At 55.1% G+C, this 23,461-nt stretch carries 24 protein-coding genes; 20 read left to right on the top strand and 4 right to left on the bottom strand.

Annotated elements, in window-relative coordinates; all coding sequences use genetic code 11:
* Positions 1–17: 17 nt before the first annotated feature.
* On the bottom strand, positions 18–569 hold the full coding sequence (locus tag SOM48_RS19865) for a peroxiredoxin (RefSeq protein WP_042712503.1): 552 nt from the start codon (positions 567–569) through the stop codon (positions 18–20).
* Positions 570–785: 216 nt separating this feature from the next.
* Here SOM48_RS19865 and SOM48_RS19860 point away from each other — a divergent pair, with 216 nt between their 5' ends.
* Entirely contained in the window at positions 786–2,444 is a 1,659-nt protein-coding gene (locus SOM48_RS19860) for an SgrR family transcriptional regulator (protein ID WP_139965825.1), read from the top strand.
* 857 nt (positions 2,445–3,301) lie between these two features.
* Here SOM48_RS19860 and SOM48_RS19855 read toward each other — a convergent pair.
* From SOM48_RS19855 to flgA, 3 genes are all read right to left on the bottom strand, one after another.
* Positions 3,302–3,745, bottom strand: coding sequence for a flagella synthesis protein FlgN (locus SOM48_RS19855; RefSeq protein ID WP_076769091.1), 444 nt, complete (start codon positions 3,743–3,745; stop codon positions 3,302–3,304).
* An 18-nt stretch (positions 3,746–3,763) separates the two neighbouring features.
* Complete coding sequence (gene flgM, locus SOM48_RS19850) at positions 3,764–4,060, bottom strand: flagellar biosynthesis anti-sigma factor FlgM (RefSeq protein WP_042712499.1); 297 nt, start codon at positions 4,058–4,060, stop codon at positions 3,764–3,766.
* Positions 4,061–4,131: 71 nt separating this feature from the next.
* The gene (flgA, locus tag SOM48_RS19845; RefSeq protein ID WP_320512861.1) at positions 4,132–4,836 is read right to left on the bottom strand and encodes a flagellar basal body P-ring formation chaperone FlgA; all 705 of its coding nucleotides are present in this window, start codon (positions 4,834–4,836) and stop codon (positions 4,132–4,134) included.
* A 280-nt stretch (positions 4,837–5,116) separates the two neighbouring features.
* On the opposite strand from flgA, the gene flgB reads away from it, so the two are divergent.
* The 19 genes from flgB (at position 5,117) to cheW (ending at position 23,175) form a co-directional block, all read left to right on the top strand.
* A complete protein-coding gene (flgB, locus tag SOM48_RS19840) occupies positions 5,117–5,530 on the top strand; it encodes a flagellar basal body rod protein FlgB (protein WP_289745062.1) in 414 nt (137 codons plus the stop codon).
* 8 nt (positions 5,531–5,538) lie between these two features.
* The gene (gene flgC, locus SOM48_RS19835; RefSeq protein WP_042712495.1) at positions 5,539–5,943 is read left to right on the top strand and encodes a flagellar basal body rod protein FlgC; all 405 of its coding nucleotides are present in this window, start codon (positions 5,539–5,541) and stop codon (positions 5,941–5,943) included.
* Positions 5,944–5,953: 10 nt separating this feature from the next.
* The gene (locus SOM48_RS19830; protein WP_054803956.1) at positions 5,954–6,688 is read left to right on the top strand and encodes a flagellar hook assembly protein FlgD; all 735 of its coding nucleotides are present in this window, start codon (positions 5,954–5,956) and stop codon (positions 6,686–6,688) included.
* A 45-nt stretch (positions 6,689–6,733) separates the two neighbouring features.
* Positions 6,734–7,933: a flagellar hook protein FlgE gene (gene flgE, locus SOM48_RS19825; protein ID WP_054803957.1), complete on the top strand. Its 1,200-nt coding sequence runs from the start codon at positions 6,734–6,736 to the stop codon at positions 7,931–7,933.
* A 6-nt stretch (positions 7,934–7,939) separates the two neighbouring features.
* The gene (locus SOM48_RS19820; protein WP_320512859.1) at positions 7,940–8,686 is read left to right on the top strand and encodes a flagellar basal body rod protein FlgF; all 747 of its coding nucleotides are present in this window, start codon (positions 7,940–7,942) and stop codon (positions 8,684–8,686) included.
* A 23-nt stretch (positions 8,687–8,709) separates the two neighbouring features.
* Entirely contained in the window at positions 8,710–9,492 is a 783-nt protein-coding gene (flgG, locus tag SOM48_RS19815; RefSeq protein ID WP_320512858.1) for a flagellar basal-body rod protein FlgG, read from the top strand.
* 87 nt (positions 9,493–9,579) lie between these two features.
* Complete coding sequence (locus SOM48_RS19810) at positions 9,580–10,254, top strand: flagellar basal body L-ring protein FlgH (RefSeq protein ID WP_373456979.1); 675 nt, start codon at positions 9,580–9,582, stop codon at positions 10,252–10,254.
* 3 nt (positions 10,255–10,257) lie between these two features.
* Positions 10,258–11,376 carry a flagellar basal body P-ring protein FlgI gene (locus SOM48_RS19805; protein ID WP_320512857.1) on the top strand — a complete coding sequence of 373 codons (1,119 nt, stop codon included), beginning with the start codon at positions 10,258–10,260 and terminating at the stop codon, positions 11,374–11,376.
* On the top strand, positions 11,376–12,335 hold the full coding sequence (gene flgJ / locus SOM48_RS19800; RefSeq protein ID WP_289745065.1) for a flagellar assembly peptidoglycan hydrolase FlgJ: 960 nt from the start codon (positions 11,376–11,378) through the stop codon (positions 12,333–12,335). Before SOM48_RS19805 ends, flgJ begins: the two co-directional genes overlap by 1 nt.
* Positions 12,336–12,437: 102 nt before the next feature.
* Positions 12,438–14,078, top strand: coding sequence for a flagellar hook-associated protein FlgK (flgK, locus tag SOM48_RS19795; protein ID WP_320512856.1), 1,641 nt, complete (start codon positions 12,438–12,440; stop codon positions 14,076–14,078).
* A 47-nt stretch (positions 14,079–14,125) separates the two neighbouring features.
* Positions 14,126–15,049, top strand: coding sequence for a flagellar hook-associated protein FlgL (flgL, locus tag SOM48_RS19790; protein ID WP_054803961.1), 924 nt, complete (start codon positions 14,126–14,128; stop codon positions 15,047–15,049).
* Between the two features lie 119 nt (positions 15,050–15,168).
* Complete coding sequence (locus SOM48_RS19785) at positions 15,169–16,830, top strand: methyl-accepting chemotaxis protein (RefSeq protein ID WP_139965830.1); 1,662 nt, start codon at positions 15,169–15,171, stop codon at positions 16,828–16,830.
* A gap of 128 nt (positions 16,831–16,958) precedes the next feature.
* Positions 16,959–17,690: an RNA polymerase sigma factor FliA gene (locus tag SOM48_RS19780; protein WP_042712475.1), complete on the top strand. Its 732-nt coding sequence runs from the start codon at positions 16,959–16,961 to the stop codon at positions 17,688–17,690.
* A gap of 157 nt (positions 17,691–17,847) precedes the next feature.
* Positions 17,848–18,195 carry a flagellar transcriptional regulator FlhD gene (flhD, locus tag SOM48_RS19775; RefSeq protein WP_083699332.1) on the top strand — a complete coding sequence of 116 codons (348 nt, stop codon included), beginning with the start codon at positions 17,848–17,850 and terminating at the stop codon, positions 18,193–18,195.
* 14 nt (positions 18,196–18,209) lie between these two features.
* Positions 18,210–18,758 (top strand): flagellar transcriptional regulator FlhC, encoded by a 549-nt coding sequence (flhC, locus tag SOM48_RS19770; protein ID WP_054803962.1) that lies wholly within the window; start codon positions 18,210–18,212, stop codon positions 18,756–18,758.
* 71 nt (positions 18,759–18,829) lie between these two features.
* Positions 18,830–19,732 (top strand): flagellar motor stator protein MotA, encoded by a 903-nt coding sequence (gene motA / locus SOM48_RS19765; protein ID WP_054803963.1) that lies wholly within the window; start codon positions 18,830–18,832, stop codon positions 19,730–19,732.
* Complete coding sequence (gene motB / locus SOM48_RS19760; protein ID WP_042712469.1) at positions 19,729–20,658, top strand: flagellar motor protein MotB; 930 nt, start codon at positions 19,729–19,731, stop codon at positions 20,656–20,658. The genes motA and motB overlap by 4 nt, the downstream gene beginning before the upstream one ends.
* A complete protein-coding gene (gene cheA, locus SOM48_RS19755; RefSeq protein ID WP_320512854.1) occupies positions 20,658–22,631 on the top strand; it encodes a chemotaxis protein CheA in 1,974 nt (657 codons plus the stop codon). Before motB ends, cheA begins: the two co-directional genes overlap by 1 nt.
* A gap of 37 nt (positions 22,632–22,668) precedes the next feature.
* Complete coding sequence (gene cheW, locus SOM48_RS19750; protein WP_042712466.1) at positions 22,669–23,175, top strand: chemotaxis protein CheW; 507 nt, start codon at positions 22,669–22,671, stop codon at positions 23,173–23,175.
* Positions 23,176–23,461 lie beyond the last annotated feature (286 nt).

Here is a 23,461-nt window from a genome sequence, read left to right as displayed (position 1 = left end):
GCCGGAAAAAGGGTTAGTTACGAATGAGATTTCGCATACTGTTTCACCGCGTCCATCGTTTTCTGGATATGCGTTTCCGGGTTTCTGTCAGTGTAGCTCAGCAGGATCTTGCCGTCCGGCGCGATAACGTAAGAGGTACGATCGGAGAGGGTTTTGCCCTTCATCTCCATCAGCGTGTCGTACTGCGCCGCCACTTTTGCGCCCGGATCGGCGGCAACGGTAAATTTATCGCGACACTCCTCTTTGGAGAAGGCATCCACCTGATCGGTATTACCGGCGGTAACGCCAATCACCGTCGCGCCAAGCTTTTTAAAATCATCCGTCGCTTCGGCAAAGGCGTGGGCTTCAATGGTGCACCCTTTACTGAATGCCGCCGGGAAGAAGTAGAGCACCACCGGCCCTTTTTGCAGCGCTTGCTTAAGGGAGAAGGTGAGCGGTTTTCCCGCCAGCGCGCCCTGCAACTGGAAATCGGGTGCCTGCGAACCGGTGGGCAGCGCCGCCTGTGCGCTGGCAACATTCAGCAGGGCTGCGGCAGAAAGGCTCAAAAAGAGTTTTTTCATCGGGGTCATCATGGGCTCCAGGTCAACGTTAAGTGTGCGTTCATCTACAGTTCGCTGGCGCAGAGGAAAAGGTTTCGCGGGCAGCGAAAAAAAAGTGAAAAATCTCATATGACCGCGCGGCGGGCGGGCAGAATCATAAGATTTATCTAATATGCTATATTCACTACTGCACTCTCCATCGTATCGAATCCCCTGTCGTCAGCTGTTTATCATGGTAAATAACCAATGGTTTATTACTCCGCTATTGAGAAGGGTAGCCTGCTGCGCCGTTATAACCGGTTGCTGGCGAAATACAGTACGCACCGACATGAGTTATCCCTGGCGCACATCGCCGACACCTTAGCCTGCACGGCGCGCTATGCGCGATCCCTGCTGCAAGAGATGCAGGAGGAGGGGTGGCTCATCTGGCGCTCCAGACCGGGGCGCGGCGCGCTCGGCGTGTTGCAGTGCCAGATGAGCGTGGCAGCGCTGGAGAATATGCTTGGCAGCAATACCCCTGCGGCAGAGGTGAAAAGCGTGCCGGAAAACCACGGAACCTGTTACTCCCGCGACGGCTTTCACTATCACATCTCTTTCTATCGCCCGCTACAGGCGCCCGTGCCCTCTATTCATACCGATCGCGCCGGGCGGCATATTCTACAAATGGTGCATGCCGGGCTGACGCGCCATCTGCCGGAGCAGGCCGAGCCGGTTCCCTGTCTCGCGCACACCATTCGGGTCAGTGATGATGGGCTGAGCTGGCACTTTATGCTGCGCCGCGGGCTGGTGTGGCACAACGGCGAGCCGTTAGATCCCGCGCAGTTGCAGACCACGCTTCAGCGTTACGCGGGCGGGCCTGGCTTGCCCCACGTGACGGATGTGATTGTGCAGGATTATGTGTTGATCATGCACCTCAGCCAACCGGATGCGATGCTGCTCTATCGCCTGGCAAGCCCGGTCTATGCGCTGGCGCACCCGGAAAATGGCGTGGTCGGCCTCGGGCCTTTTCAGCTTGGCAGCCATTCCGATGCGCAGATGACCCTCACCCGCGCGCCCGGCTGGCATGGTGAAATGCCGCAGGCGAGCGAGATCGTCTACAACACGCCGCTGACCGCGACACCCTCTCCGGCGCTGGTGCGCCTCGATACCCCTCGCTCACACTTATCCCCCGAGCCGATGATCGTCCGCGAAAGTAGCGATGCGTTTTACTATGTCACCTTTAACCAACGGCGCGGCCGCCTGAGCCTCGCCCAGCAGGCGGTGATCCGCCAGATTGCGCAGTCGCTCGCCCGCGCGATGATGGAGCGGGAAGAGACGCTGGCACCGTTGCCGGCGTGGTTACTGCCGCCAACCGAGCCAGTGGCCCAGGCGCTGCTGCCCGCCACGCTCAATATCACCTACTTTCGATCTACCGAGATGAAAAAGCTGGTGGATGAGTTGATCAAAAGCCTGCGCTACCGCGGCTGTACGGTTAACACTAATCCGATCAGCGTTTCGCACTGGTTACTGCCCAACCAGCGCTGGGAAGAGGAGGATCTCTGTCTCGGCTTTCTGCGCTTTGACCAGCATGAAACCTTTAGCCTGGAGGAGCGCTATCGCCACAGCGAGATGTGGACCTGGTTCTGGGGGCATGCCCAGTGGCTGCGCGGCGTGCAACTGCTCGATCGCATCAATGCCGGGCCGGCGGCGCGTCACGGCGCGCGCATCCGGCGGCTGATGCGCTTTCTCAAAACCCACTATTTTGTGGTGCCGCTGTGTGCCCAGCGTTATCGCCTGACCACCCCCGTGTGCATCAAAAATATTGCCTGTTATTCGCAGGCCTGGCCCGACTACAGCCGTATCTGGACCGATGAACGGGAAGAGGAGGGGGGAACAACGCTTAATAAAGAGGTCGATGGCGAGTAAATTCGCAGTATACCCATTAACGGATAATGCACAGGGGAAATAAGCCGGACGGTAAAACGAAACGGTAATTTAGCGAAGCGCTACGCTTACCTCTATTTACGGTGATAGCGATTTGGCAGCGTTTTTTTAGCCGTGCCCACACCTTGCTAACGCTATTGTTAATAGCGTTTTTTCTGTATTTAATTTTAATCATATGAAAAATAAGCAAAAAAAAGCCACCCGAAGGTGGCTATCGAAAAGAGTGGTTATACATCACATATGACAGCTCACTACTGGTAATAAAAGTCAGTAATAGAGTTTGGTCACCGACCTTCCCGGCATAAGGCAACTGGAAAAATGGGCCTTTTCGAGAGGGAATTTTCACAGAGCCACCATTTCGTATTACCGGTAAAACGTCATGATGCAGTGCGTGGATGTATTTTCACGATTTCACGCTATGGCGTAAACAGGCTTTTTTTGTTTTGTTTCGTCAAATGTATAGAAGGAGTTTTTCGACCCTTTTCAATGGAGAAAGTGTGGCAATTAATCTACTGCAACCGCGCAGCCGTACAGTTTTTTTAACCGGAAAAAAGGGATCAAAATCAGCGCTTTTGTTTTTTCCTGCGCAGAGGGGCAATTGAGGGGGGGATTTTTAAGAAACATTTAGAAACATCTTACTTTGTAAACCAGCGCGAAACGTTGAGTGGCGCGGGATGGCGTAAAAAAGGGGTTGCAATTTGCGTCAGCAGAGGATGAGTAAAAAGCGTGCAGTGGAAAATGCTGGCTTGAGAGCACCGGAAATGAAACCGCGCGGTGTTTATTCCCGGTGCAGGTAGTGGGGCAAGCGCCTGAAAGCCGTGGTAAGGGTGATATGCGCGCTATACTGAGATGCGATAGACATTGCCGGAACCATCATTGCTGTGATTGCCGCTCTGCCCATAGAGTTGCGTCGTTGACGTCGCCCGGCTGACGATCTGCTTAACATCGTTAACCTTCTTCATATGCATCTCCAGCAGCTGATAGTTCTTCTGGTTCAGCTCGCTCGATTTTTTCACCACTAAAGTAATGCCTCTCCACAGCGCCGCCAGCTGCGGTTTATGGGGATAGGGTGAAGCGACACTCTGCTGGTTCTCCTCCTGCTTGCGCTGCTCATCATAAAAGTTGATGGCGGCAAGCAGGCGGCTTTTATTGTCAGAGATAATTTGCAGCGAAATCGGGTTGATCTGCGCCCGGCTTAGCTGCCCATTCTCTTCCACCAGCGTGCTCTCCAGCTCCTCCAGCAGGCCGGTGAGTTTTTTCAATATTACGGATAAATTTTCCATCTCTACTATTCGTCAGGTTTATGAGAACTGAAAGATGTCGCGGACCAGTGCGCTGGCAATCTTGTCGCTGTCCAGCGTTAACTCGCCCGCCTCCATCTTCGCCTTAACTTCAGCAACACGTGCGGTGTCGATATCACGGCTACTGTCAGCTTTAACGTGCTGCATCAATTGGCTCAGCTTGACCTGAGTACCGTTTGCACGATCGTCAGAAGTCGCTGCTGTGCCCATATCGTCATACTTTGCGCGCGGTTCGCCCTGCTGTTGTGCGGTGGTCGCCTGGATTGCGCGTGCTTGACTGGTGCGTTCAATGTTCATAAGTGTCCTGGTGATATCTTTTATGTGTGGCCTGTAATAAAGATATCGGCCCAGGCAAAATAAAACTGAAATCAGTTATCGATGTTGATGCTTACTGTCCCTTCTGAAACCGCGGTTGCCGCCACTACGCGGCCACTGCGCGTCTGTAGCCGTACCCGTTCGTTTCGCGCCGCATTGTTCAACGCCTTGCCTTTGGCGTGGATCAAAAAACCATCACCGGGAGCGACAACCTCCACCTCCTGATTGGCCACCACCAGCCAGCGCTGACGCAGCTGATTTTCCGTCAGTGGCTGACCGGGGTGCAGGGTGCGTGTCGGCGTGCGCCCCACGATCTTACTGGCATCTAACAGCAGCCCGGCGGGCAGCTTATCCAGCTCGCCGCGAAGGGGTTGAATATCACGCGGGCCAATGGTTTTCCCCGGTTTAAGCAGGCGGGCGGCGATCCAGTAGCGCCCGCTGGCGCTCACATTAACCTGAATAAAGTGCTGTTTCCTGCCGCATTTAGCGATCACGCTACGGTTACCGGTCAAACGCACCGGATGACCGGAAAGACGTAAATCAGGCTTTTCACACAGGGCGGCAAGTTTTGTGGCCGGGGTAAGAATGCGAATGCGCAGCTGCGGCGCGTTTTCCTCCGATCCGTGATGATTAGCGGCCAGCAGTCCGGCAATGCGCGACGCAAGCTCGCCGTCGGGTACACTCGCTGCCCGGACAGGAAGCGTGACGGCGCAGCAGAGCAGCAACAGGCAAAGCGGCCTTAATAGCATGTGCAGCATGTAGAACAACCTTATATATAAATAGAGGAAGGCGGATATCACGATTACTTTAATTGTAATCGAGGTCGGTAATTTGTTTATCGCGTAAATGCGCGCAGTTCTGTTTGTATATTGCCGATTTGCTGTTTCAGAGTATGTATAAAAACACTGTTTAGAAATCGATGCGTGTAACGAAGTATTCAAATGCGCTTATTTCTGTCGGATGTTTAAGGTATAGATTTATTAGGTTGTCTCTTAGACTATGCTCCGTAATCAATTAGCGAAGCAGGCGAGTCATTTCATGTTTGATAAACTTGATAATGAATTGCGTTTCCAGCAGCAGGCATTAAGCCTGATGTCACGGCGGCAGGATATTTTAGCCTCCAATATCGCGAATGCCGACACGCCGGGCTACCAGGCGCGAGACATTGATTTTTCAAAAGAGTTGAAAAATGCGATGACGCAGGAGACGCGAAATAATCATCCATTAACATTAGCTCTAACATCCGGGAAACATATTCCCGGCGTTGTGCCAAAAGCCAACGATCAACAATTACTTTACCGAATTCCGGATCAGCCAAGTGCGGATGGTAATACTGTCGATATGGACCGTGAGCGCGTTAATTTTGCAGATAACAATGTTAAGTATCAGTCGAGCTTAACCATCCTCGGCGCTCAAATTAAAGGTTTAATGAGCGTCATTAACCAGGGTTAATAATTTTCATGTCGCTGTTTAGTATTTTCGATATTTCCGGGTCGGCGATGACCGCCCAGTCAAAACGACTTAACGTCAGCGCCAGTAATATGGCAAATGCCGACAGTGTTGCCGGGCCGGATGGCAAACCCTATCGCGCCCGTCAGGTTATTTTCAATGTCGATAACGCTGCCGGTCAGGAGATTGGCGGCGTGAAAGTCAGCGGCGTGACGGAATCCGAAGCGCCCGATCGTCTGGTGTATGAACCGGCTAATCCGCTGGCGGATGAGCAAGGCTATGTGCATATGCCGAACGTCGATGTGGTGGGCGAAATGGTCAACACCATTTCGGCATCCCGCAGCTACCAGGCCAACGTCGAAGTGATGAACTCGGCGAAGAGTCTGATGCTGAAAACGCTGACGCTGGGTCAGTAAGGAGAAAACGATGGCAGTTTCACCGCTCATGACGCAAAGCGCCGTGACGACAAAAAGTACGTCAACCACGACGAACACCACTTCTTCCACGTCGTCGTCGAGCTCCAGCTCCGGGAGTGTCGGCACCGGTTCCACCGCGGATGAGCTGCTGGATAGTTTTATGACGCTGCTGGTGGCGCAGATGCAGAACCAGGACCCGACCGATCCGATGGATAACAACGACCTGACCGCTCAGCTGGCGCAGTTCAACACGGCGGCGGGCGTGGAACAACTTAACACCACCATGAACAGCATGGGCACGCTGGTGGCCAGTATGCAGCAGATGAACTCCGCTGACTGGGTCGGCCGCGACATCATGATTCAGGGCGATCCGAAGGTCTCCACCGCCACCAATGGCAACCAGAAAGTGGGGCTTTCGCTGGACAGCGCTGCCGATGAAGTCACCGTCACGCTCACCGATGCGGCCGGTAACGCCTACAACGCGAAGCTGAAGAATGTGGAAGCGGGCGTGCATGAGTACACGCTGGATGATTTTGAAGATTTCCAGCCGAGCGACCCGCGTACCCAGGCGGACACCAGCTTTACGGTGTCGTTTACCGCCACCAATGCCGACGGCAGCGCGCCCGCGATTACCGCGCTGAAGCCGGCGAAAGTGCAGAGCGTCTCCTTCACCAGTTCAGGCGCTGTGCTGCAACTGGGCGTCGATGGCACCGCGTCGCTCAGCGATGTTTACCTTATTGAATAATTTTTCATTCAGAGTTGCGCGCTACGCGCACAGGACGTTTAACAAATGGGTTTCTCTCAAGGTCTTAGTGGATTAAACGCCTCATCGCAGGCGTTAGATGTGGTTGGTAACAACATCGCCAACTCGCAGACGGTAGGTTTTAAATCTGGCTCCGTGGCATTCGCCGACGTCTTCGCCGGCTCTCAGGTCGGGATGGGCGTACAGGTTGCCGGTGTAAACCAGAACTTCAGCGATGGCGTACTCGGCGCGGGCAGTAGCGCGCTGGATATGGGTATCCAGGGCAACGGCTTTTTCCGCATGGTGACAGAAGCGGGGCGCGTTTTTTATAGCCGCAATGGTCAGTTCCAGACCGATGAAAGCGGTTATGTGGTCAACAACCAGGGCATGCGCCTGACCGGTTATATGGCCACCGGCACGCCGCCGGCGATCCAGCAGGGCGCACCGGTTGGCGCGATCCAGATCCCGACCGGGCAGATGCCGGCGCGCGCCTCTGACGCGGGTTCTATCTCCGGTAACCTCGACTCCGGTAACGACGTTGTCTCCGTGACCCCGTTCGATCCGACGGATGGCGACTCCTATACCTACTCCACGCAGGTGAACGCCTACGACAGCCTCGGTAACGAGCACGCGATTAACGTCTACTACGTGAAAACTGCGGATAACCAGTGGACGGCTTACTCGGTGGACTCTACATCACCGGGCACCACCAGCTCCGTGAATCTGACGTTTGATACCTCCGGCAAGCTGACCACCAACCCGGCTGAACTGGCCGTCGACGGCGCGGCTTACCAGGGCGGCGCGGCGCTCAACTTCAACCTCGATCTCTCTGGCCTCAGCCAGCAGGCATCGGAAAACACCATGGACAGCCCGAGCACCACCGGTTATCCGCCGGGATTGATGAACGGCTACACCGTCGGGGATAACGGCCAGATCATCGCCTCCTACAGCAACGGCGAAAGCCAGCTACTGGGCCAGGTGGTGCTGAGCAACTTCACCAACCCGGGCGGCCTCCAGTCTGCGGGCAACAACTGCTGGACCGAGACGCCGGAATCCGGGCAGCCGGTAATCGGTATTGCCGACACCGGTAACCTCGGTTCGCTGCGCGGCAACATGCTGGAAGCCTCCAACGTGGATCTGAGTAAAGAGATGGTGAACATGATCGTGTACCAGCGTAACTACCAGTCCAACTCGCAAACCATCAAAACCCAGTCTGAGCTGCTGCAGACGCTGGTTAACCTGGGTTAATGGCTGATGGATCGCGCGATATATACCGCAATGGGTGCCGCTAACGCGGCCCTTAACCGCCAGGCGGTGACCTCAAACAACCTGGCAAACGCGTCGACCAACGGGTTCCGGGCGCAGATCGCCGCGTATCGCGCGATCCCGGTGCACGGCCCGTCGCTGGAGACCCGCACCATGGTGACGGAGTCAACGCCATGGAGCGATAACACCATGGGCGCAATGCAGGCCACCGGGCGCAACCTCGATGTGGCAATGCCGCAGAACGGCTGGCTGGCAGTGCAACTACCCGACGGCAGTGAAGGCTACACCAAAGATGGCAACATCGAAGTGGACGCCGACGGCCAGCTGCGGGTGCACGGCATGCCGCTGATTGGCGATGGCGGCCCGATTGCTGTCCCGGCGCAGGCAGAACTGACGCTCGCCGCCGACGGCACCATTACCGCGCTGGGCGCAGGCGATGAGCCTTCTGCGCTGGCACAGGTTGGCCGCCTGAAGATGGTCAATGCCACGCCTGGCGTACTGAAACATGGCGACGACGGTCTGTTTCACGTCGCCGATCCGGCCGCTGCCACCGTGCTGCCCGCCGATGCCGATCTGCGTCTGATGCCCGGCATGCTGGAGGGGAGCAACGTCAGCCCGGTGAAATCGATGGTGGAGATGATCGCCACCTCACGCGGCTTTGACATGAACATGAAAGTCATCACCACCGTCGATGACAACGAACAGAAAGCCAACCAGTTACTGAGCGCCAGTTAGGCCGCGGTAAGGAGAAATACAGCATGATCCGCTCTTTATGGATTGCGAAAACCGGCCTCGAAGCCCAGCAAACCAATATGGATGTGATTTCCAACAACCTGGCGAACGTCAGCACCAACGGCTTTAAACGCCAGCGGGCGGTGTTTGAGGATCTGATCTATCAGACCCTGCGCCAGCCGGGCGCCCAGTCGTCCGAGCAGACCACCATCCCGTCCGGTTTACAGCTGGGGACCGGTGTGCGTCCGGTGGCGACCGAGCGCATTCACAGCCAGGGCAGCATGACGCAGACCAACAACAGCAAGGATGTCGCCATTGAAGGCGGCGGCTTCTTCCAGGTGCTGCTGCCGGACGGCACCACCGCCTATACCCGCGATGGCTCTTTCCAGTTTGACCAGAACGGTCAGCTGGTGACCTCCAGCGGTTATCAGGTTCAACCAGCTATCACCATCCCGCAGGATGCGCAGAGCCTGACCATCGGCAACGACGGTACGGTAAGCGTCACGGTGCCTGGCCAGACCGCGCCGCAGCAGGTGGGACAGCTGACGCTGAGTTCGTTTATCAACGACTCCGGCCTTGAAAGTATTGGTGAAAACCTCTATCGCGAAACGCAATCGTCGGGTGCACCGAATGAATCGACGCCGGGTCTCAACGGCGCGGGCACCCTGAAGCAGGGCTATGTCGAAACCTCCAACGTTAACGTGGCGGAAGAGCTGGTCAACATGATCCAGACCCAGCGCGCCTATGAAATTAACAGTAAGGCGGTCTCGGCCTCTGACCAGATGCTGCAACGATTGTCACAACTTTGAACCCTGGCCGCGGGCACGCTCGCGGCTGCATTACCTGTAGTGAATATGATGACTAATCTCCCTTGCTCTGAAACCACGCTGGGCCGTATGGCCTCAACGCTCCTGTTAATGAGTCTGTTAACCGGCTGCGCCTACATTCCACAAAAACCACTGGTAGGGGGGGAAACCTCTGCCGCGCCTACGCCGGTTGCTGCCGCATCGGTTAACGGCGCAATTTTTCAGTCAGGGCAGGCGATGAATTATGGTTATCAACCGATGTTTGAGGACCGCCGTCCACGCAATGTCGGTGACACGCTGACCATTGCGTTGCAGGAAAACGTCAGCGCCAGCAAAAGCTCCTCCGCCACCGCCTCGCGCGATGGCTCAACGGATGTGGGCATGAGCACCGTACCGGGCTTCCTCTCCGGGCTGGTGGGCGGCGGCAAAGCCGATGCCTCACTGAGCGGCACCAACGACTTCGCCGGTAAAGGCGGAGCGGCAGCGAAAAATACCTTTAGCGGCACCATCACCGTGACGGTGAAACAGGTGCTGGAAAACGGCAACCTGGCCGTGGTCGGGGAAAAACAGATCGCCATTAATCAGGGAACGGAGTTCATCCGCTTCTCCGGCATCGTGAACCCGCGCACCATCAGCGCCAGCAACACCGTTGTATCCACCCAGGTGGCAGATGCGCGCATTGAATATGTCGGTAACGGCTATATCAACGAAGCGCAGCAGATGGGCTGGTTGCAACGCCTGTTCCTTAACCTTTCTCCTTTTTGATTGATGATGAAAATGTTTTCCTTTACGCGTTACCTGGCGCTCTTCTGCTGTCTGTCGGCACTCATTGTCGGCCAGGCCAGCGCTGAGCGGATCCGGGATCTCACCTCGATTCAGGGCGTTCGCGGCAACTCCCTGATGGGCTACGGCCTGGTGGTAGGTCTGGATGGCACCGGCGATCAGACCATGCAGACGCCGTTTACCACCCAGAGCCTCAACAATATGCTCTCGCAGCTCGGTATTACCGTGCCTGCGGGGGTCAATATGCAGCTGAAAAACGTCGCCGCAGTAATGGTGACGGCGGAGCTGCCGCCCTTTGCCCGCGCAGGGGAGAAGATCGACGTCGTGGTCTCCTCCATGGGCAACGCCAAAAGTTTACGCGGCGGTACGCTGCTGATGACGCCGCTGAAAGGCGCGGACAGCCAGATCTACGCCCTGGCGCAGGGGAACCTGCTGGTTTCCGGCGCAGGCGCGCAGGCGGGCGGCAATCGCGTACAGGTTAACCAGCTGAACGGCGCACGCATCAGCGGCGGCGCAACGGTTGAGCGCGAGGTGCCCTCTAACTTCGCCGGGCAGAGCACGCTGAAACTGGTGCTGAACCAGGATGACTTCACCGTTGCCCAGCAGATCAGCGATGCCATTAACCGTCGCTATGGCGGTGCAGCGGTGGCGGAAGATGCCCGTACTGTGAGCCTGCGTGCTCCGGCCGACAGCGCGGCTCGCGTGCGCTTTCTCTCGGCGGTGCAGGATCTGCCGCTGCGGGTCGACGCGGGTGATGCGCGCATCATTATTAACTCCCGTACCGGTTCGGTGGTGATGAATGGCCATGTCTCCCTCGATACCTGCGCCGTGGCGCAGGGGGATTTGACGGTGGAAGTGGCGCAAAACCAGCAGGTTAACCAGCCTAATGCGCCGCTGGCAGGCGGGCAGACGGTAGTGACGCAAAATACGCAGCTCTCAGTGCGTGAACAGAACGGCTCCCTGCAACGCGTGCAGACCAGCACCGATCTCAACAATGTCGTCCGCGCCCTTAATGGCCTTGGCGCAACGCCGAACGATTTGATGGCAATCCTGCAATCGATGAAAAGCGCAGGCTGTCTGCATGCTCGTCTGGAGATCAACTGATGATTGGCCCATCCGTGCCGCAAGATGCGGCGTTTGATGCCCACAGTCTCGATAAGTTAAAGCTGGCGGCGCGCAATGATTCGCCGCAGGCGCTCAAAGCCGTCGCGAAACAGATGGAGGGCCTGTTCGTGCAGATGATGCTGAAAAGCATGCGGCAGGCCAGCTTTAAGGATGGGCTGTTCAACACTCAGCAGTCGGAGATGTTCACCTCGCTGTATGACCAGCAGATTTCGCAGAACATCGCCGACAAAGGCAAGATGGGCTTCGCCGATCTGATGGTTAAACAGCTGAGCGGCAAAAGCGATGCGGTGGCGGAAACGGCCACCGCGACGCGTGAAGTTCCCCTTAATATCAGCCCGGCACGCTTTATTGGCGTGCCGCTGCGTCTGCAAACAGAGGTTCCGCAACAGGCGCAGGCCAACAATGAACGGGCAGCGCTACCCGAGGTGCCCGCGATCCCCGGCGGCGGTTTTATTTCCCGCATGATGGCACCAGCAATGGCGGTGGCGCGTTTAAGCGGCATTCCCCATCAATTAATTATTGCCCAGGCGGCGCTGGAGTCCGGCTGGGGTAAACGGGAAATACTCACCGAGGAGGGTAAACCGAGCCATAACTTATTTGGCGTAAAAGCTACCGCAGAGTGGCACGGTGAAACGACCGAAATAACCACTACCGAATATGAAAATGGCGTGGCGCAAAAAATAAAGGATAAATTTAAAGTCTATTCCTCTTATGCCGAAGCGCTGGAAGATTATACGTCGTTAATTAGTCGTAATCCTCGTTATAAAAATGTTGTGAAATCGGAAACGCCGGAAATAGCGGCAAAAGCGTTGCAGACCGCGGGATATGCAACGGATCCGGCCTATGCGAAAAAATTGATCAATATCATTCAGCAGGTGCGAAATAAGGTGAGTGAAGCGACTGAGGCATATTCCTCGGATTTTTCCTCATTATTTTAGGCTGCGGGCTTTAGCGAAATTTTACAGGGCCGATAAATATAGAGAGCACTACTTTTATCGGGGGCTTCTTATCTCCTCCTCCTCTGGTAAGGATCGATACCAATGAATTTAATCAATCTGGCCCAGTCCGGGCTTAACGCCGCGCAGAACGCGTTAAATGTGGTGGGTAATAACTTGTCAAATGCCACAACAACAGGCTACAGCCGCCAGAATATTATTCTCGGCGAGGCGGGTGGGAAATCCACAAGCTATGGCTTCTTCGGCTATGGCGTAAAAGTGGGCGATGTACAGCGCGCTTACGACGGTTTTATGACCAACCAGGTACGTGGCGCGACCACCGAATTTTACTCCCTTAATAGCCGCTATCAGCAGGTCAGCCAAATCGATGACATGCTCGGCGACAACACCAACAATATCTCCGTCACCATGGATAGCTTATTTGAAGCCATGGAATCGGTCAGTAAAGACCCCGTCGATCCGGCCGCGCGTCAAAGTGTGCTTGCCGAGTTTAACGCGCTGGCGAACCAGTATCGCAGCAACAGCAAAACGTTAAACGGCCTTGAGCAGAGCACCAACACGCAGATTAGCCAGAGCGTTGACGACATCAACTCCTACACCAAACAGCTGGCAACCCTCAATAAACAGATTGAGAAGGTTCACGGCCAGACCGGCGGTATGCCTGCCGACCTGCTGGATCAGCGCGACCAGTTACTCAGCCAGCTGAGCGAAAAGATCGGCATTAAAGTGACTGAAAACAGCGATACCGGCGCGGTTAATATCTCGATGCAAAACGGCATGGCGCTGGTGAGCGGCGGGAAATCCTACGAATTACAGGCCAGCGCCTCGGAAAGCGATCCGAACACCACCGTGGTGGCCTACGTTGACGCCTCCGGCAACGCCTTACCGCTGGATGAAGAGAAAACCACCGGCGAGCTGGGCGGGCTGTTCAAGTTCCGCAACGAAGATCTGGTCTCGGCGCGCGATCAGCTTAACCAGCTGGCGTTGCAGATGGCGAACAAATTCAACGAAGTGAATGCCCAGGGTTACGATCTTGACGGCAATCCCGGCGGCGATCTCTTCAACATTGCCGATCCGCTGGCGGTGGGCAACATCAACAACACCGGTACCGGTTCGCTGGATGTCAACTTCACGGACATTCCGTCGGTGAAATCTGAAGATTACGAACTGGTCTATAACGGCCCGGGCAGCACCGACTGGAGTATCACCACCAGCGATGGCCGCAGCATCACGCCGACGATTGGCACAAATGGCGAACTGGAGTTTGAAGGCATCTCCATAACGCCAGGCGGCGCGCCGCAGCCGGGCGACAGCTTCACCCTCAACCCGACCGACGGCGCGGCGGATAACCTGTCCGTGGCGATCACCGACGGCGATCAGATCGCGGCGGCGAAATCTGCCGATCCAGACGATCAGAGCGATAACGAAAACATCCTCGATCTGATTGCGATTAAAGATGAAGAGGTGGTCGATGGTAAGACGCTCTCCGGCGCCTACGCCAGCCTGGTCAGCTCCGTTGGCTCCTCGGTCAGTGCGCTGAAAGCGGACATGTCGACTGCCGCGAACGTTTATGACGAGTGGGCCTTGCAGCAGCAGTCGGTTTCCGGGGTGGATATCACGGAAGAGTACGTCAACTTGCAGATGTTCTCTCAGTACTACCAGGCGAACGCGCAGGTGCTGCAAACCGCGAATACGCTGTTCGACACCATTTTAAATATCCGTTAATCGCGCCCGGGTAACCGGGTTGCTTAACCTTTGATCGGGAAATAACGATGCGTCTTAGCACAAGTTATATTTTTCAAAACCGCATAGACAGCCTGGGCGACGCGATGACGGGTTACAACGACCTGGCGACCCGCCTCTCTGCTGGCCAGACGCTGCTGAAGCCCTCTGACGATCCGACCGGCGCGTCGCAGTCTGTCACTTTACAAACGGCGCTGTCGCGCATGAGCCAGTTCGACACCGCGCGCACCTACGCGCAGGATGCATTAGGCCAGGAAGATAACACCCTGGACTCTATCGGCAACTTGCTGACAGAGAACCTGACGCAGAAAGTGATTGCCGGTGGTAACGGTGCTTACTCTGACGAAGATCGCGCCGCGCTGGCGGAAGAGTTACAGGGCATCCGCGATAACCTGCTGGATCTGGCGAACACCAAAAACAGTGACGGTCGCTATATTTTTGCCGGCTATAAAACCGGCAGCGCGCCGTTCCAGGCCGATGGCACCTATGTCGGCGGCGATACCGCCATGACGCAGGTGGTCTCTGACAGTACCGAAATGCAGGTCGGTCATACCGGCTCAGAGGTGTTTATGAGCGGCACGCCGGACGATCTGTTTGAAGCCCTCGACAACGCGATTGCGCAGTTGAAACAGCCGGTCACCAGCGATGCCGACAGGGACGCGCTGCAGGCTGTGCTGGATGATTCCAATGTCAGCATCAAGAAGAATATTGATAACCTCGGCAAGGTGCGCGCCACCGTCGGTACTAATATGCAGCAGATTGAATCGTTGGGATTCAGCGCTGAGGCTCAAAGCATCAATGTGCAGAGCCGCCTGCAGGAAACCTTAGGTTCGGACTGGGACTCGATGATTACCCTGTTATCCCAGTCAAAGATGTCGGAATTCGCGCTTAATTCTTCCATGACGGTATTTCAGTCGATGCAGCAGCTCTCTATTTTCAAAGTAATGGGTTGATTCCTGCCGCTGATTGTTAATGCCATAAGCTTTAATGGAATTGTTATTAGACGCTTATTCTTCAATGCATTTTCCCTGCGCGGAGGGTGCATTTTATTCCCTATTATTCAGGTTCAGCTATGTTTAAAGATTTGAAAATATCCACAGGAATAAACCTCCTGCTTGGTCTGTTAATTGTTTGTATTATTGCGGTGTCAAGTTATGCCTTGACCAGCGCCAAATCATCATCAGATAACTTTGATGATGCGGTAATGACCAACAATAATATCGATACGTTAAATAGCGCTATTCTTGGCCTCACTAACGCCATGGCGCAGGTCAATGCCGGGATGCTGGCGACAATGATTAACCAGCCGGTTAATCAGGGCGATATTGATAATGCGAAAAAGATGTTCGCCCAGGCCGAAAAGGACATGAGCGAATTTTTGTCCACGCCTTTCAAAACGGAAAAAGAGGAGCTTATTGCCAAGGATATTCATAAGCGTTTTGAAAGCGTTCTGGAGTTTTCGCTGAAAAAAATTAACTACATTAACAACCCAACCAGTTACACCAATGACGTTGTTGATGAAGCGAAACAGCGTATTGCTTTAAAAGAGCTGGCGGATGAGTACCTCACTTTTGCCGAAGAGCTGGTGACAGGGTTTGGCGAGACAGCCCAAAGCGATGCGCAGCGTATGACGATGTTCGCCATGTTTGCGCTGGTTCTTGCGGTCATCTGCGCAGTGGTTTCTCGCATCTGGTTAAAACGTACTATTTTCACTCGCCTGGATCAGGCGATTGCCGCCTTCCAGTCCATCGCTTCCGGTAACCTGAGCACCCGCATTGAGGCTGGCGCGCAGAATGAGATCGGCAAAATGCTGACGGAAGTAGAAGGTATGCGCCAGTCGCTGACCGACACCGTCTACGGCATTCGTAACGGCGTGAAGCACATCTATAGCAACGCGCAGGAGATTGCGACCAGCAACAACGATCTCTCCTCTCGTACCGAGCAGCAGGCCTCTGCGCTGCAGGAAACCGCCGCCAGCATGGAAGAGCTGAAAATCACCGTTCGTCAGAATGCCGACAACGCCCATAGCGCACAGCAACTGGCGGAAAGCGCCAGCGTCAGCGCGCAGAAAGGCGGCGAAGTGATGAGCAATCTTGACAAGATCATGGTGGAAATCACCGCCAACTCCCGTCAGATTGCTGACATCAACAGCGTTATCGACAGCATTGCGAACCAGACCAATATCCTCGCGCTGAACGCCGCAGTTGAAGCGGCTCGTGCGGGCGAACAGGGTCGCGGTTTTGCGGTGGTCGCGGGTGAAGTGCGTAACCTGGCGAAACGCAGCGCCGACGCGGCGAAAGAGATCCGCCAGCTGATCAACACCTGTGTTACCAATATGAATACCGGCTCCCAGGAAGTTGAACTGGCCGGGGCGTCAATGCAGGAGATTGTGAAATCCGTGGTGCAGGTGACCGACATTATGGCGGAAATCACCTCGGCGTCCGATGAGCAGAGCACCGGTATTAACCAGATTGCTCAGGCGGTAAATGAGATGGATCTGGTTACCCAACAGAATGCCCAGATGGTAGAGAACGCGGCGAAAACCGCCACCAGCGTTGAGCAGCATGCCAGCAATCTTGATCAAATCGTGGCGCAATTTGTGGTTAATGAACATCACGTTTCCGTAAGTGCGCGTGAACAGCATGGTATAGAAACAGTGCGTCCTGTTATTTCCACCACACGAAAAGATTTCGTTCCTGTTAAAAAATCCGAAGGTGATTGGGAAACGTTTTAATTTCGCGAAGTTCGGGCGGGAAATAAAGTCGCAATATGTTCAACTTTACGGTTTCTTATCAGGCTATTTGATTTGGCGATAATCAATAATAATTTAATTCTATTATTATCATCCCGGAAATTGTAATAGTGAATGGCTTATACAGTCCCGAAGGGACAATTCAAAAAGAGCAACTGTGGGCTAAATATGGTTATTTAGTCCGCTATGAAGCACTGAAAATGCAATCAAGATTATCAGCCAGCGTTGAAATTGACGATCTTATTCAGGCCGGTGCTATTGCTCTTCTTGATGCAATCGATCAGTTTGACCCGAAAAAAGGGGTCAAACTTAGCGTCTATATTGCCCAGCGTCTGCGTTGGGCATTTATGGATGAACTGCGTGAACATGATTGGGTTCCGCGACGCGTGCGCCGTAAAACCCGCGAAGTCTCCTCCGCCATTATGCGCGTTGAACAACGTTCCGGCGGTGCGGCCTCGGAATCCGATGTGGCCGCTGAGCTTGGCATGACGCTGCAGGAGTATCAGCAGATCCTCGCCGACACTAACACCAGCATGCTCTGTTCGCTGGACGAGTTGCAGGAGTTGCTGGCCGATGGCGTCGAGCTGGCGGAGCTTGAGCAGGATCACCTTGATCCCCTCAATGACGCCGTGCTGGGCGATTTAACCCGGCAGGTCAGTAATGAGATCCGCGAGCTGCCGGAGCGCGAACAGATGTTGCTCAATCTCTATTATCAACAAGAGCTGAATATGAAGGAGGTGGGATCGCTACTGGGCATTACTGAAACTCGCGTCAGCCAATTACATAGCCAGACGATTAAACGTTTGCGTGCGCGGCTGGAAGGTCGGGGCTGGGAATCATAAGGTTATAAGTAATATCTCATGCCGATAATAAATTAATCCTCGATGAATGACGCTGCCTGATTATTTTTAATTTTATTTATTTTTATTGTTACTCATTAGTTACGAATTGCAGGACGGTAACTGCGTTATTGGTTACAAAATACAAGGGGCAGTTGAAGTGAACGTAACGAATTTTGATGAGCCGATGCAGTGTATTCGGGATATGAATCTTTCCTACCTGCTTTTGGCGCAGCGTTTGATTCTGGAAGACCGCCTTGCCGCTAAGTTTCGGCTTGGATTGAGTGAAGCCACAATCGATATTATCAAAGGGTTAACCTTTCCCCAATTAATCAAGCTTGCATCCACCGGGCAACTCATTTGCCAGCTGCGAATTGATAATGAAACGGTTATTGAGTGTTTAACCAGGGATTCCCGTATTGATGCTTTGCAGAGTATCCATACCGGAATCATCCTATCCACTGATTTGCTTAATTCTCTTTCCGGGGAAGAGCCGTCGACAACCTGAAAGCGGAGTTTATGATGTGTGAAAAAAGCATAATGTCGGAAATCAGGGATGCGCAGATTGCCATGGAATTGATCTCCTTTGGCGCAAGGATGCAGGTTCTGGAAAGCGAAACGAGCTTAAGCCGCAGGCGTTTATTAAAGCTTTATAAAGAGCTTAAAGGCTGTTCACCGCCGAAAGGCATGTTGCCGTTTTCCACAGACTGGTATATGGCGTGGGAGCAGAATATCCATTCGTCAATGTTTTATAACATCTACTGTTATTTGCAAAAGACCGAATCGGGCCGCCCTGTTGAAATTATGCTTAAAGGCTACCGCCTCTATTTAGAAAATATCCTGAACGGTGCCACACAAAAGCCGGTGTTAGGTTTAACCCGCGCCTGGACGCTGCTGCGTTTTATTGACTGCGGCATGATCAAACATATCGAGTGTTGCACCTGCGGCGGGCGTTTTATTACCGCGCCAGAAAGTACCCAGGGCGTCTTTACCTGCAGTTTATGTTTTCCGCCCTCCAGGGCAATTAAACGCGCAGGCCCCGAGCGAACGCTCATCACCCCCCGGCTATAACCGGGTTGGGCATGCGCTGCGCGCACTATTCAGCGTGGCAGGTTGTTTTATTCAATGATTAAGGAGTTGCAGTGTTAGTCATTATTGGCTATGTCGTCGTCTTCGCTACCGTATTTGGCGGGTTTGTGCTGAGCGGCGGTAATCTCGCGTCACTATTTCAGCCGACCGAGCTATTAATTATCGGCGGAGCCGGAGCCGGGGCTTTTATTGTCGGTAATAATGGCAAAGCGATCCGCGCTACCCTTAAAGCCCTTCCCTCGCTGTTTAAAGGCTCGCATTTCAGCAAATCACTCTATCTGGATCTGCTGGGCATGCTCTATCTGCTGCTGGCAAAAAGCCGCCAGAGCGGGCTGGTCGCGCTGGAAAACGATATTGAAGATCCGCAAAACAGCCCGATCTTCTCTGCCTATCCGCGCCTGCTGGCCGATGCCGACATCATGAACTTTATCGTCGATTACCTGCGCCTGATGGTCAGCGGCAACATGAACGCCTTTGAAATTGAGGCGTTGATGGATGAAGAGATTGAGACCTGCGAGCACGAGCATGAAGTGCCGGCACACAGCCTGAACGCCGTCGGCGATGGCCTGCCGGCGTTTGGTATCGTCGCGGCGGTAATGGGTGTGGTGAACGCGCTGGCGGCGGCGGATCGCCCGGCGGCAGAGCTTGGCGCGCTGATCGCGCACGCCATGGTCGGCACCTTCCTTGGTATTCTGCTCGCCTACGGCATGGTTCTGCCGCTGGCGACCCTGCTGCGTCAGCGTAGCGCTGAACATCTGAAGATGATGGAGTGCATCAAAACCACGCTGCTCTCCAGCATTAACGGTTATGCGCCGCAAATCGCCGTCGAGTTTGGTCGTAAAACGCTCTTCTCGACCGAGCGCCCAAGCTTTGCCGAGCTGGAAGATCACGTGCGGGAAGTCCGCTCCTCTTCCTCCTCCTCAGGCGCCTCCTCGTCTGCGAGTGACGCAGCATGAGAAGGAAGCCCGTAGAGACCATCGTCGTTCGTAAAACCATCAAAAAAGGGCATGGTTCGCACGGCGGCTCGTGGAAGATTGCCTATGCGGACTTTATGACCGCAATGATGGCCTTCTTCCTCGTGATGTGGCTGCTCTCCTCCTCAAGCCCCGAACAGCGCCAGCAGATTGCTGACTACTTTAAGGTGCCGCTGAAGAACACGCTGGCGCACGGCACCAAGGCAAGTCTGAGCGACAGTATTGTCCCCGGCGGCGGCGATGATGCGATGAAGCAGGATGGTGAGGTGTTTAAGCGAACGCTGCAAAAACTCGATCAGAAGAAGAGCGAAGCCAACCTCAAGCGGGCGCGCGAGAAGCTGGAGAACCTGATTGAGGTCGATCCAAGGCTGAATAACTTCACCTCGAACCTGCGGCTCTCCCTGACCGACGACGGGCTGCTGTTGCAGATCACCGACAGCGCCGACCGGCCGATGTTTAAGGTCGGACGCCCGACGCCGGAAAACTATATGGTCAATATTCTGCAGGCGCTGGTGCCGGTGCTTAACGATATGCCCAACCGCATCATTTTGACCGGTCATACGGATTCACTCCCTTACGCCAACGGCGAACAGGGCTACAGCAACTGGGAGCTCTCTTCCGATCGCGCCAACGCCTCGCGCCGCATTCTCTCTGGCGCGGGCCTTGCCAGTAAAAAATTCATCCGGGTGGTCGGTACGGCGGACACCATGATGCAGGCCGGTTCTGATGCCGCCGATCCCATTAACCGCCGCATCAGCATCCTGGTATTAAGCCAGCAGAAAGAGAAACAGATCATGCAAGAAGATGTGCTTTTACGCGACACGCTGGTCAGCCCCGCGCCGCAGGCAGCCAGCGGCAAAGGCACGCCAGAGCCCGCCGCTAAGCGCGCTCCTGAGGAGATCAAATAATGGATATAAGCGATTTTTATCAGGCCTTTTTCGACGAGGCGGATGAGCTGATGGCGGATATGGAGAAGTATCTGCTTGAGTTGGATCTCGAGGCTCCGGACAGGGAAGTACTTAACGCCATTTTTCGTGCCGCCCACTCCATCAAGGGTGGGGCGGGTACTTTTGGTTTTACCGTCTTACAACAGACCATGCATATTCTTGAAAACCTGCTGGACGATGTACGGAGCGGTAAATTGCAGATCAACGACCCGATCCGCGATCTGTTTCTGGAGAGCAAAGATATTATGCAGGACCAACTGGACGCCTATAAAGCTTCCGCTGAGCCCGATCAGGAGGCGTTCCGCTACATTTGTGAAGCGCTGCGCCAGATTGCCCTCGACAGTGCCGAACCGACTACGCTGCCTGCTGAAGTCGCCGCGCCTGTGGCCGTCGAACCGGTTGCACCGCCCGTCGCTGCGGCGAAGCCGGAGGGCGAGCGTTTACGTATTATCCTCAGCGCTATTAAAGAGGAGGATCAGCAGCCGCTGATTGACGAACTGGGCAACCTGGGCAAGGTCAGCGACTTGCAGACGGACCAAACGGGTTTGCAACTGACGCTGGCGACCACCGCCACGCCGGACGATATCCTGGCGGTGCTCTGTTTTATCCTCGAGCCCGAGCAGATTGCGATCTCTCCCGCACCCGTGGAAGAGCCCTCCGTTCCCGCTACTGAGACCACCGCGCCTGCACAAAGCAGCGCAGCCCCGGCGGTGCGCGCCGCGCGCCCGGAAACCGCGCGCGCGAAACCGCATCAGGCGGAGGCGAGCAGCATTCGCGTGGCGGTAGAGAAGGTGGATCAGATTATCAACCAGGTCGGCGAGTTGATCATCACCCAGGCGATGCTCTCGCAGCTCTCTGGCATGCTCGACTCCTCCACCCACGACATCCTGATTACCACCATCGCTCAGCTGGAGCGCAACGCCCGCGATCTGCAGGAGTCGGTGATGTCGATTCGCATGATGCCGATGGATTATGTCTTCAGCCGCTTCCCGCGACTGGTACACGATCTCGCCGGCAAGCTGAATAAAGAGGTAGAGCTGACGCTGGTTGGCGGATCCGCCGAGCTGGATAAGCGGCTGATCGAACAGATCGTCGACCCCTTAACGCACCTGGTGCGCAACAGCCTCGATCACGGCATTGAGCCGGTTGAGGTGCGTCGCGCCAACGGTAAAGCGGAGAAGGGTAACCTGGTGCTGTCGGCTGAACATCACGGCGGCAACATTATTATTGAAGTGACCGACGACGGTGCCGGGCTGAATCGCGAGAAGATCCTCGCCCGCGCGCAGCAGCAGGGGATGGCGATCAGCGACAACATGAGCGATGAAGATGTCTGGATGCTGATTTTTGCGCCGGGCTTCTCCACCGCCGAAAAGGTGACTGATGTCTCCGGGCGCGGCGTCGGCATGGACGTGGTGCGGCGTAACATTCAGGAGATGGGCGGCCATGTGACGATCCACTCCGAACAGGGGCGCGGCTCCAAGATCCGCATCATTTTGCCGCTGACGCTGGCGATCCTCGACGGCATGTCGGTGCGCGTCGGCTCTGAGATCTACGTCCTGCCGCTCGGCAGCATGATGGAATCCCTGATGCTCTCCGAAAACACTCTGCACCGGATGACCGGCGGCGAGCGCATGTTGCAGGTGCGCGAAGAGTATCTGCCGCTGGTTGAGCTGGGCAAACTGTTTGGCATTCACGATGACGATTATGACTTCAGCGAAGGGATCGCCGTGATTGTGCAGAGCGCCGGCAGCCGCTACGCGTTGCTGGTCGATCAGCTGATTGGGCAACACCAGGTGGTGGTGAAAAACCTCGAACAGAACTATCGCAAAATCCCCGGTATTTCGGCGGCGACAATCCTTGGCGACGGCAGCGTGGCGCTGATCCTGGATGTGGCCGTGTTAACAACATTGGCGAAAAACGCGAAACCTCACTGACAGCAAGCCTGAAGGGCGTTTTTGAAAAGGTTAAAAGATGAACGTATCTGACTCAGACAAACAGTTATCGGGCGACAACGCCGGGAATGAGTTCCTGGTGTTTACCCTGGGCAATGAAGAGTACGGGATTGAGATCCTGAAGGTGCAGGAGATCCGCGGCTACGATCGCGTGACGCGGATCGCTAACACGCCTGATTTTATTGCTGGCGTCACCAACCTGCGCGGCGTGATCGTGCCGATCGTCGATCTGCGCGTGAAGTTTACCCTCGGATCGGCAGAGTTTGATCAAAATACCGTGGTGATCGTGCTAAGCCTCGACAGCGGCCGTGTGGTGGGCATTGTGGTAGACGGCGTTTCTGACGTGCTGGCACTGAACGCGGCGCAGATTAAGCCCGCGCCGGAGTATACCGTTACGCTTTCCACGCAGTATCTGCTCGGTCTCGGCTCGCTGGATGAGCGGATGCTGATTCTGGTGGATATTGAGAAGCTGCTGAACAGCGAAGAGATGGAGCTGATTGAGCGCGTGACCGAGAACGCGTTTTAACGCTCCGCGCTCAGGCAGTGTGCAAAGCCCCTCCCGGCAACGGGAGGGGCTTTTTTGTTGCCTGTTTACCGTAGGCCGGATAAGCGCCAGCGCCATCCGGCATTATCCCCGCGGCAACATTGCCGGATGGCATGTTGAATTGGTGGAAGGGTTCCGTTCACCAGGCGCTGGGGAGTTTCATTAACCCCTTATGCGGTGAACGGGACAAGGGGGGGACCGTGTATGAACCGGTCACATGGGTTACAGATCTGACCGGTCACATGGGTGACACTTTTTACTTCAGTCG

It is taken from the genome of Kosakonia sp. CFBP8986 (assembly GCF_034044935.1).
GTDB lineage: Bacteria > Pseudomonadota > Gammaproteobacteria > Enterobacterales > Enterobacteriaceae > Kosakonia > Kosakonia cowanii.
The sequence above is the reverse complement of the archived record's forward strand: the minus strand, read 5'-3'. Positions and strand labels throughout refer to the sequence as shown.

Excerpts from the sequence above, each read along its gene's own strand:
- flgJ (WP_289745065.1), top strand. The coding sequence starts at position 11,376 with ATGATTGGCCCATCCGTGCCGCAAGATGCGGCGTTTGATGCCCACAGT.
- flgB (WP_289745062.1), top strand. The coding sequence starts at position 5,117 with ATGTTTGATAAACTTGATAATGAATTGCGTTTCCAGCAGCAGGCATTA.
- cheW (WP_042712466.1), top strand. The coding sequence starts at position 22,669 with ATGAACGTATCTGACTCAGACAAACAGTTATCGGGCGACAACGCCGGG.
- cheA (WP_320512854.1), top strand. The coding sequence starts at position 20,658 with ATGGATATAAGCGATTTTTATCAGGCCTTTTTCGACGAGGCGGATGAG.
- SOM48_RS19830 (WP_054803956.1), top strand. The coding sequence starts at position 5,954 with ATGGCAGTTTCACCGCTCATGACGCAAAGCGCCGTGACGACAAAAAGT.
- flgL (WP_054803961.1), top strand. The coding sequence starts at position 14,126 with ATGCGTCTTAGCACAAGTTATATTTTTCAAAACCGCATAGACAGCCTG.
- flgE (WP_054803957.1), top strand. The coding sequence starts at position 6,734 with ATGGGTTTCTCTCAAGGTCTTAGTGGATTAAACGCCTCATCGCAGGCG.
- SOM48_RS19855 (WP_076769091.1), bottom strand. The coding sequence starts at position 3,745 with ATGGAAAATTTATCCGTAATATTGAAAAAACTCACCGGCCTGCTGGAG.
- flgA (WP_320512861.1), bottom strand. The coding sequence starts at position 4,836 with ATGCTGCACATGCTATTAAGGCCGCTTTGCCTGTTGCTGCTCTGCTGC.
- SOM48_RS19805 (WP_320512857.1), top strand. The coding sequence starts at position 10,258 with ATGATGAAAATGTTTTCCTTTACGCGTTACCTGGCGCTCTTCTGCTGT.
- flgG (WP_320512858.1), top strand. The coding sequence starts at position 8,710 with ATGATCCGCTCTTTATGGATTGCGAAAACCGGCCTCGAAGCCCAGCAA.
- flgK (WP_320512856.1), top strand. The coding sequence starts at position 12,438 with ATGAATTTAATCAATCTGGCCCAGTCCGGGCTTAACGCCGCGCAGAAC.
- flgC (WP_042712495.1), top strand. The coding sequence starts at position 5,539 with ATGTCGCTGTTTAGTATTTTCGATATTTCCGGGTCGGCGATGACCGCC.
- motB (WP_042712469.1), top strand. The coding sequence starts at position 19,729 with ATGAGAAGGAAGCCCGTAGAGACCATCGTCGTTCGTAAAACCATCAAA.
- SOM48_RS19860 (WP_139965825.1), top strand. The coding sequence starts at position 786 with ATGGTTTATTACTCCGCTATTGAGAAGGGTAGCCTGCTGCGCCGTTAT.
- flhC (WP_054803962.1), top strand. The coding sequence starts at position 18,210 with ATGTGTGAAAAAAGCATAATGTCGGAAATCAGGGATGCGCAGATTGCC.
- flgM (WP_042712499.1), bottom strand. The coding sequence starts at position 4,060 with ATGAACATTGAACGCACCAGTCAAGCACGCGCAATCCAGGCGACCACC.
- SOM48_RS19820 (WP_320512859.1), top strand. The coding sequence starts at position 7,940 with ATGGATCGCGCGATATATACCGCAATGGGTGCCGCTAACGCGGCCCTT.
- SOM48_RS19810 (WP_373456979.1), top strand. The coding sequence starts at position 9,580 with ATGGCCTCAACGCTCCTGTTAATGAGTCTGTTAACCGGCTGCGCCTAC.
- SOM48_RS19785 (WP_139965830.1), top strand. The coding sequence starts at position 15,169 with ATGTTTAAAGATTTGAAAATATCCACAGGAATAAACCTCCTGCTTGGT.
- SOM48_RS19865 (WP_042712503.1), bottom strand. The coding sequence starts at position 569 with ATGACCCCGATGAAAAAACTCTTTTTGAGCCTTTCTGCCGCAGCCCTG.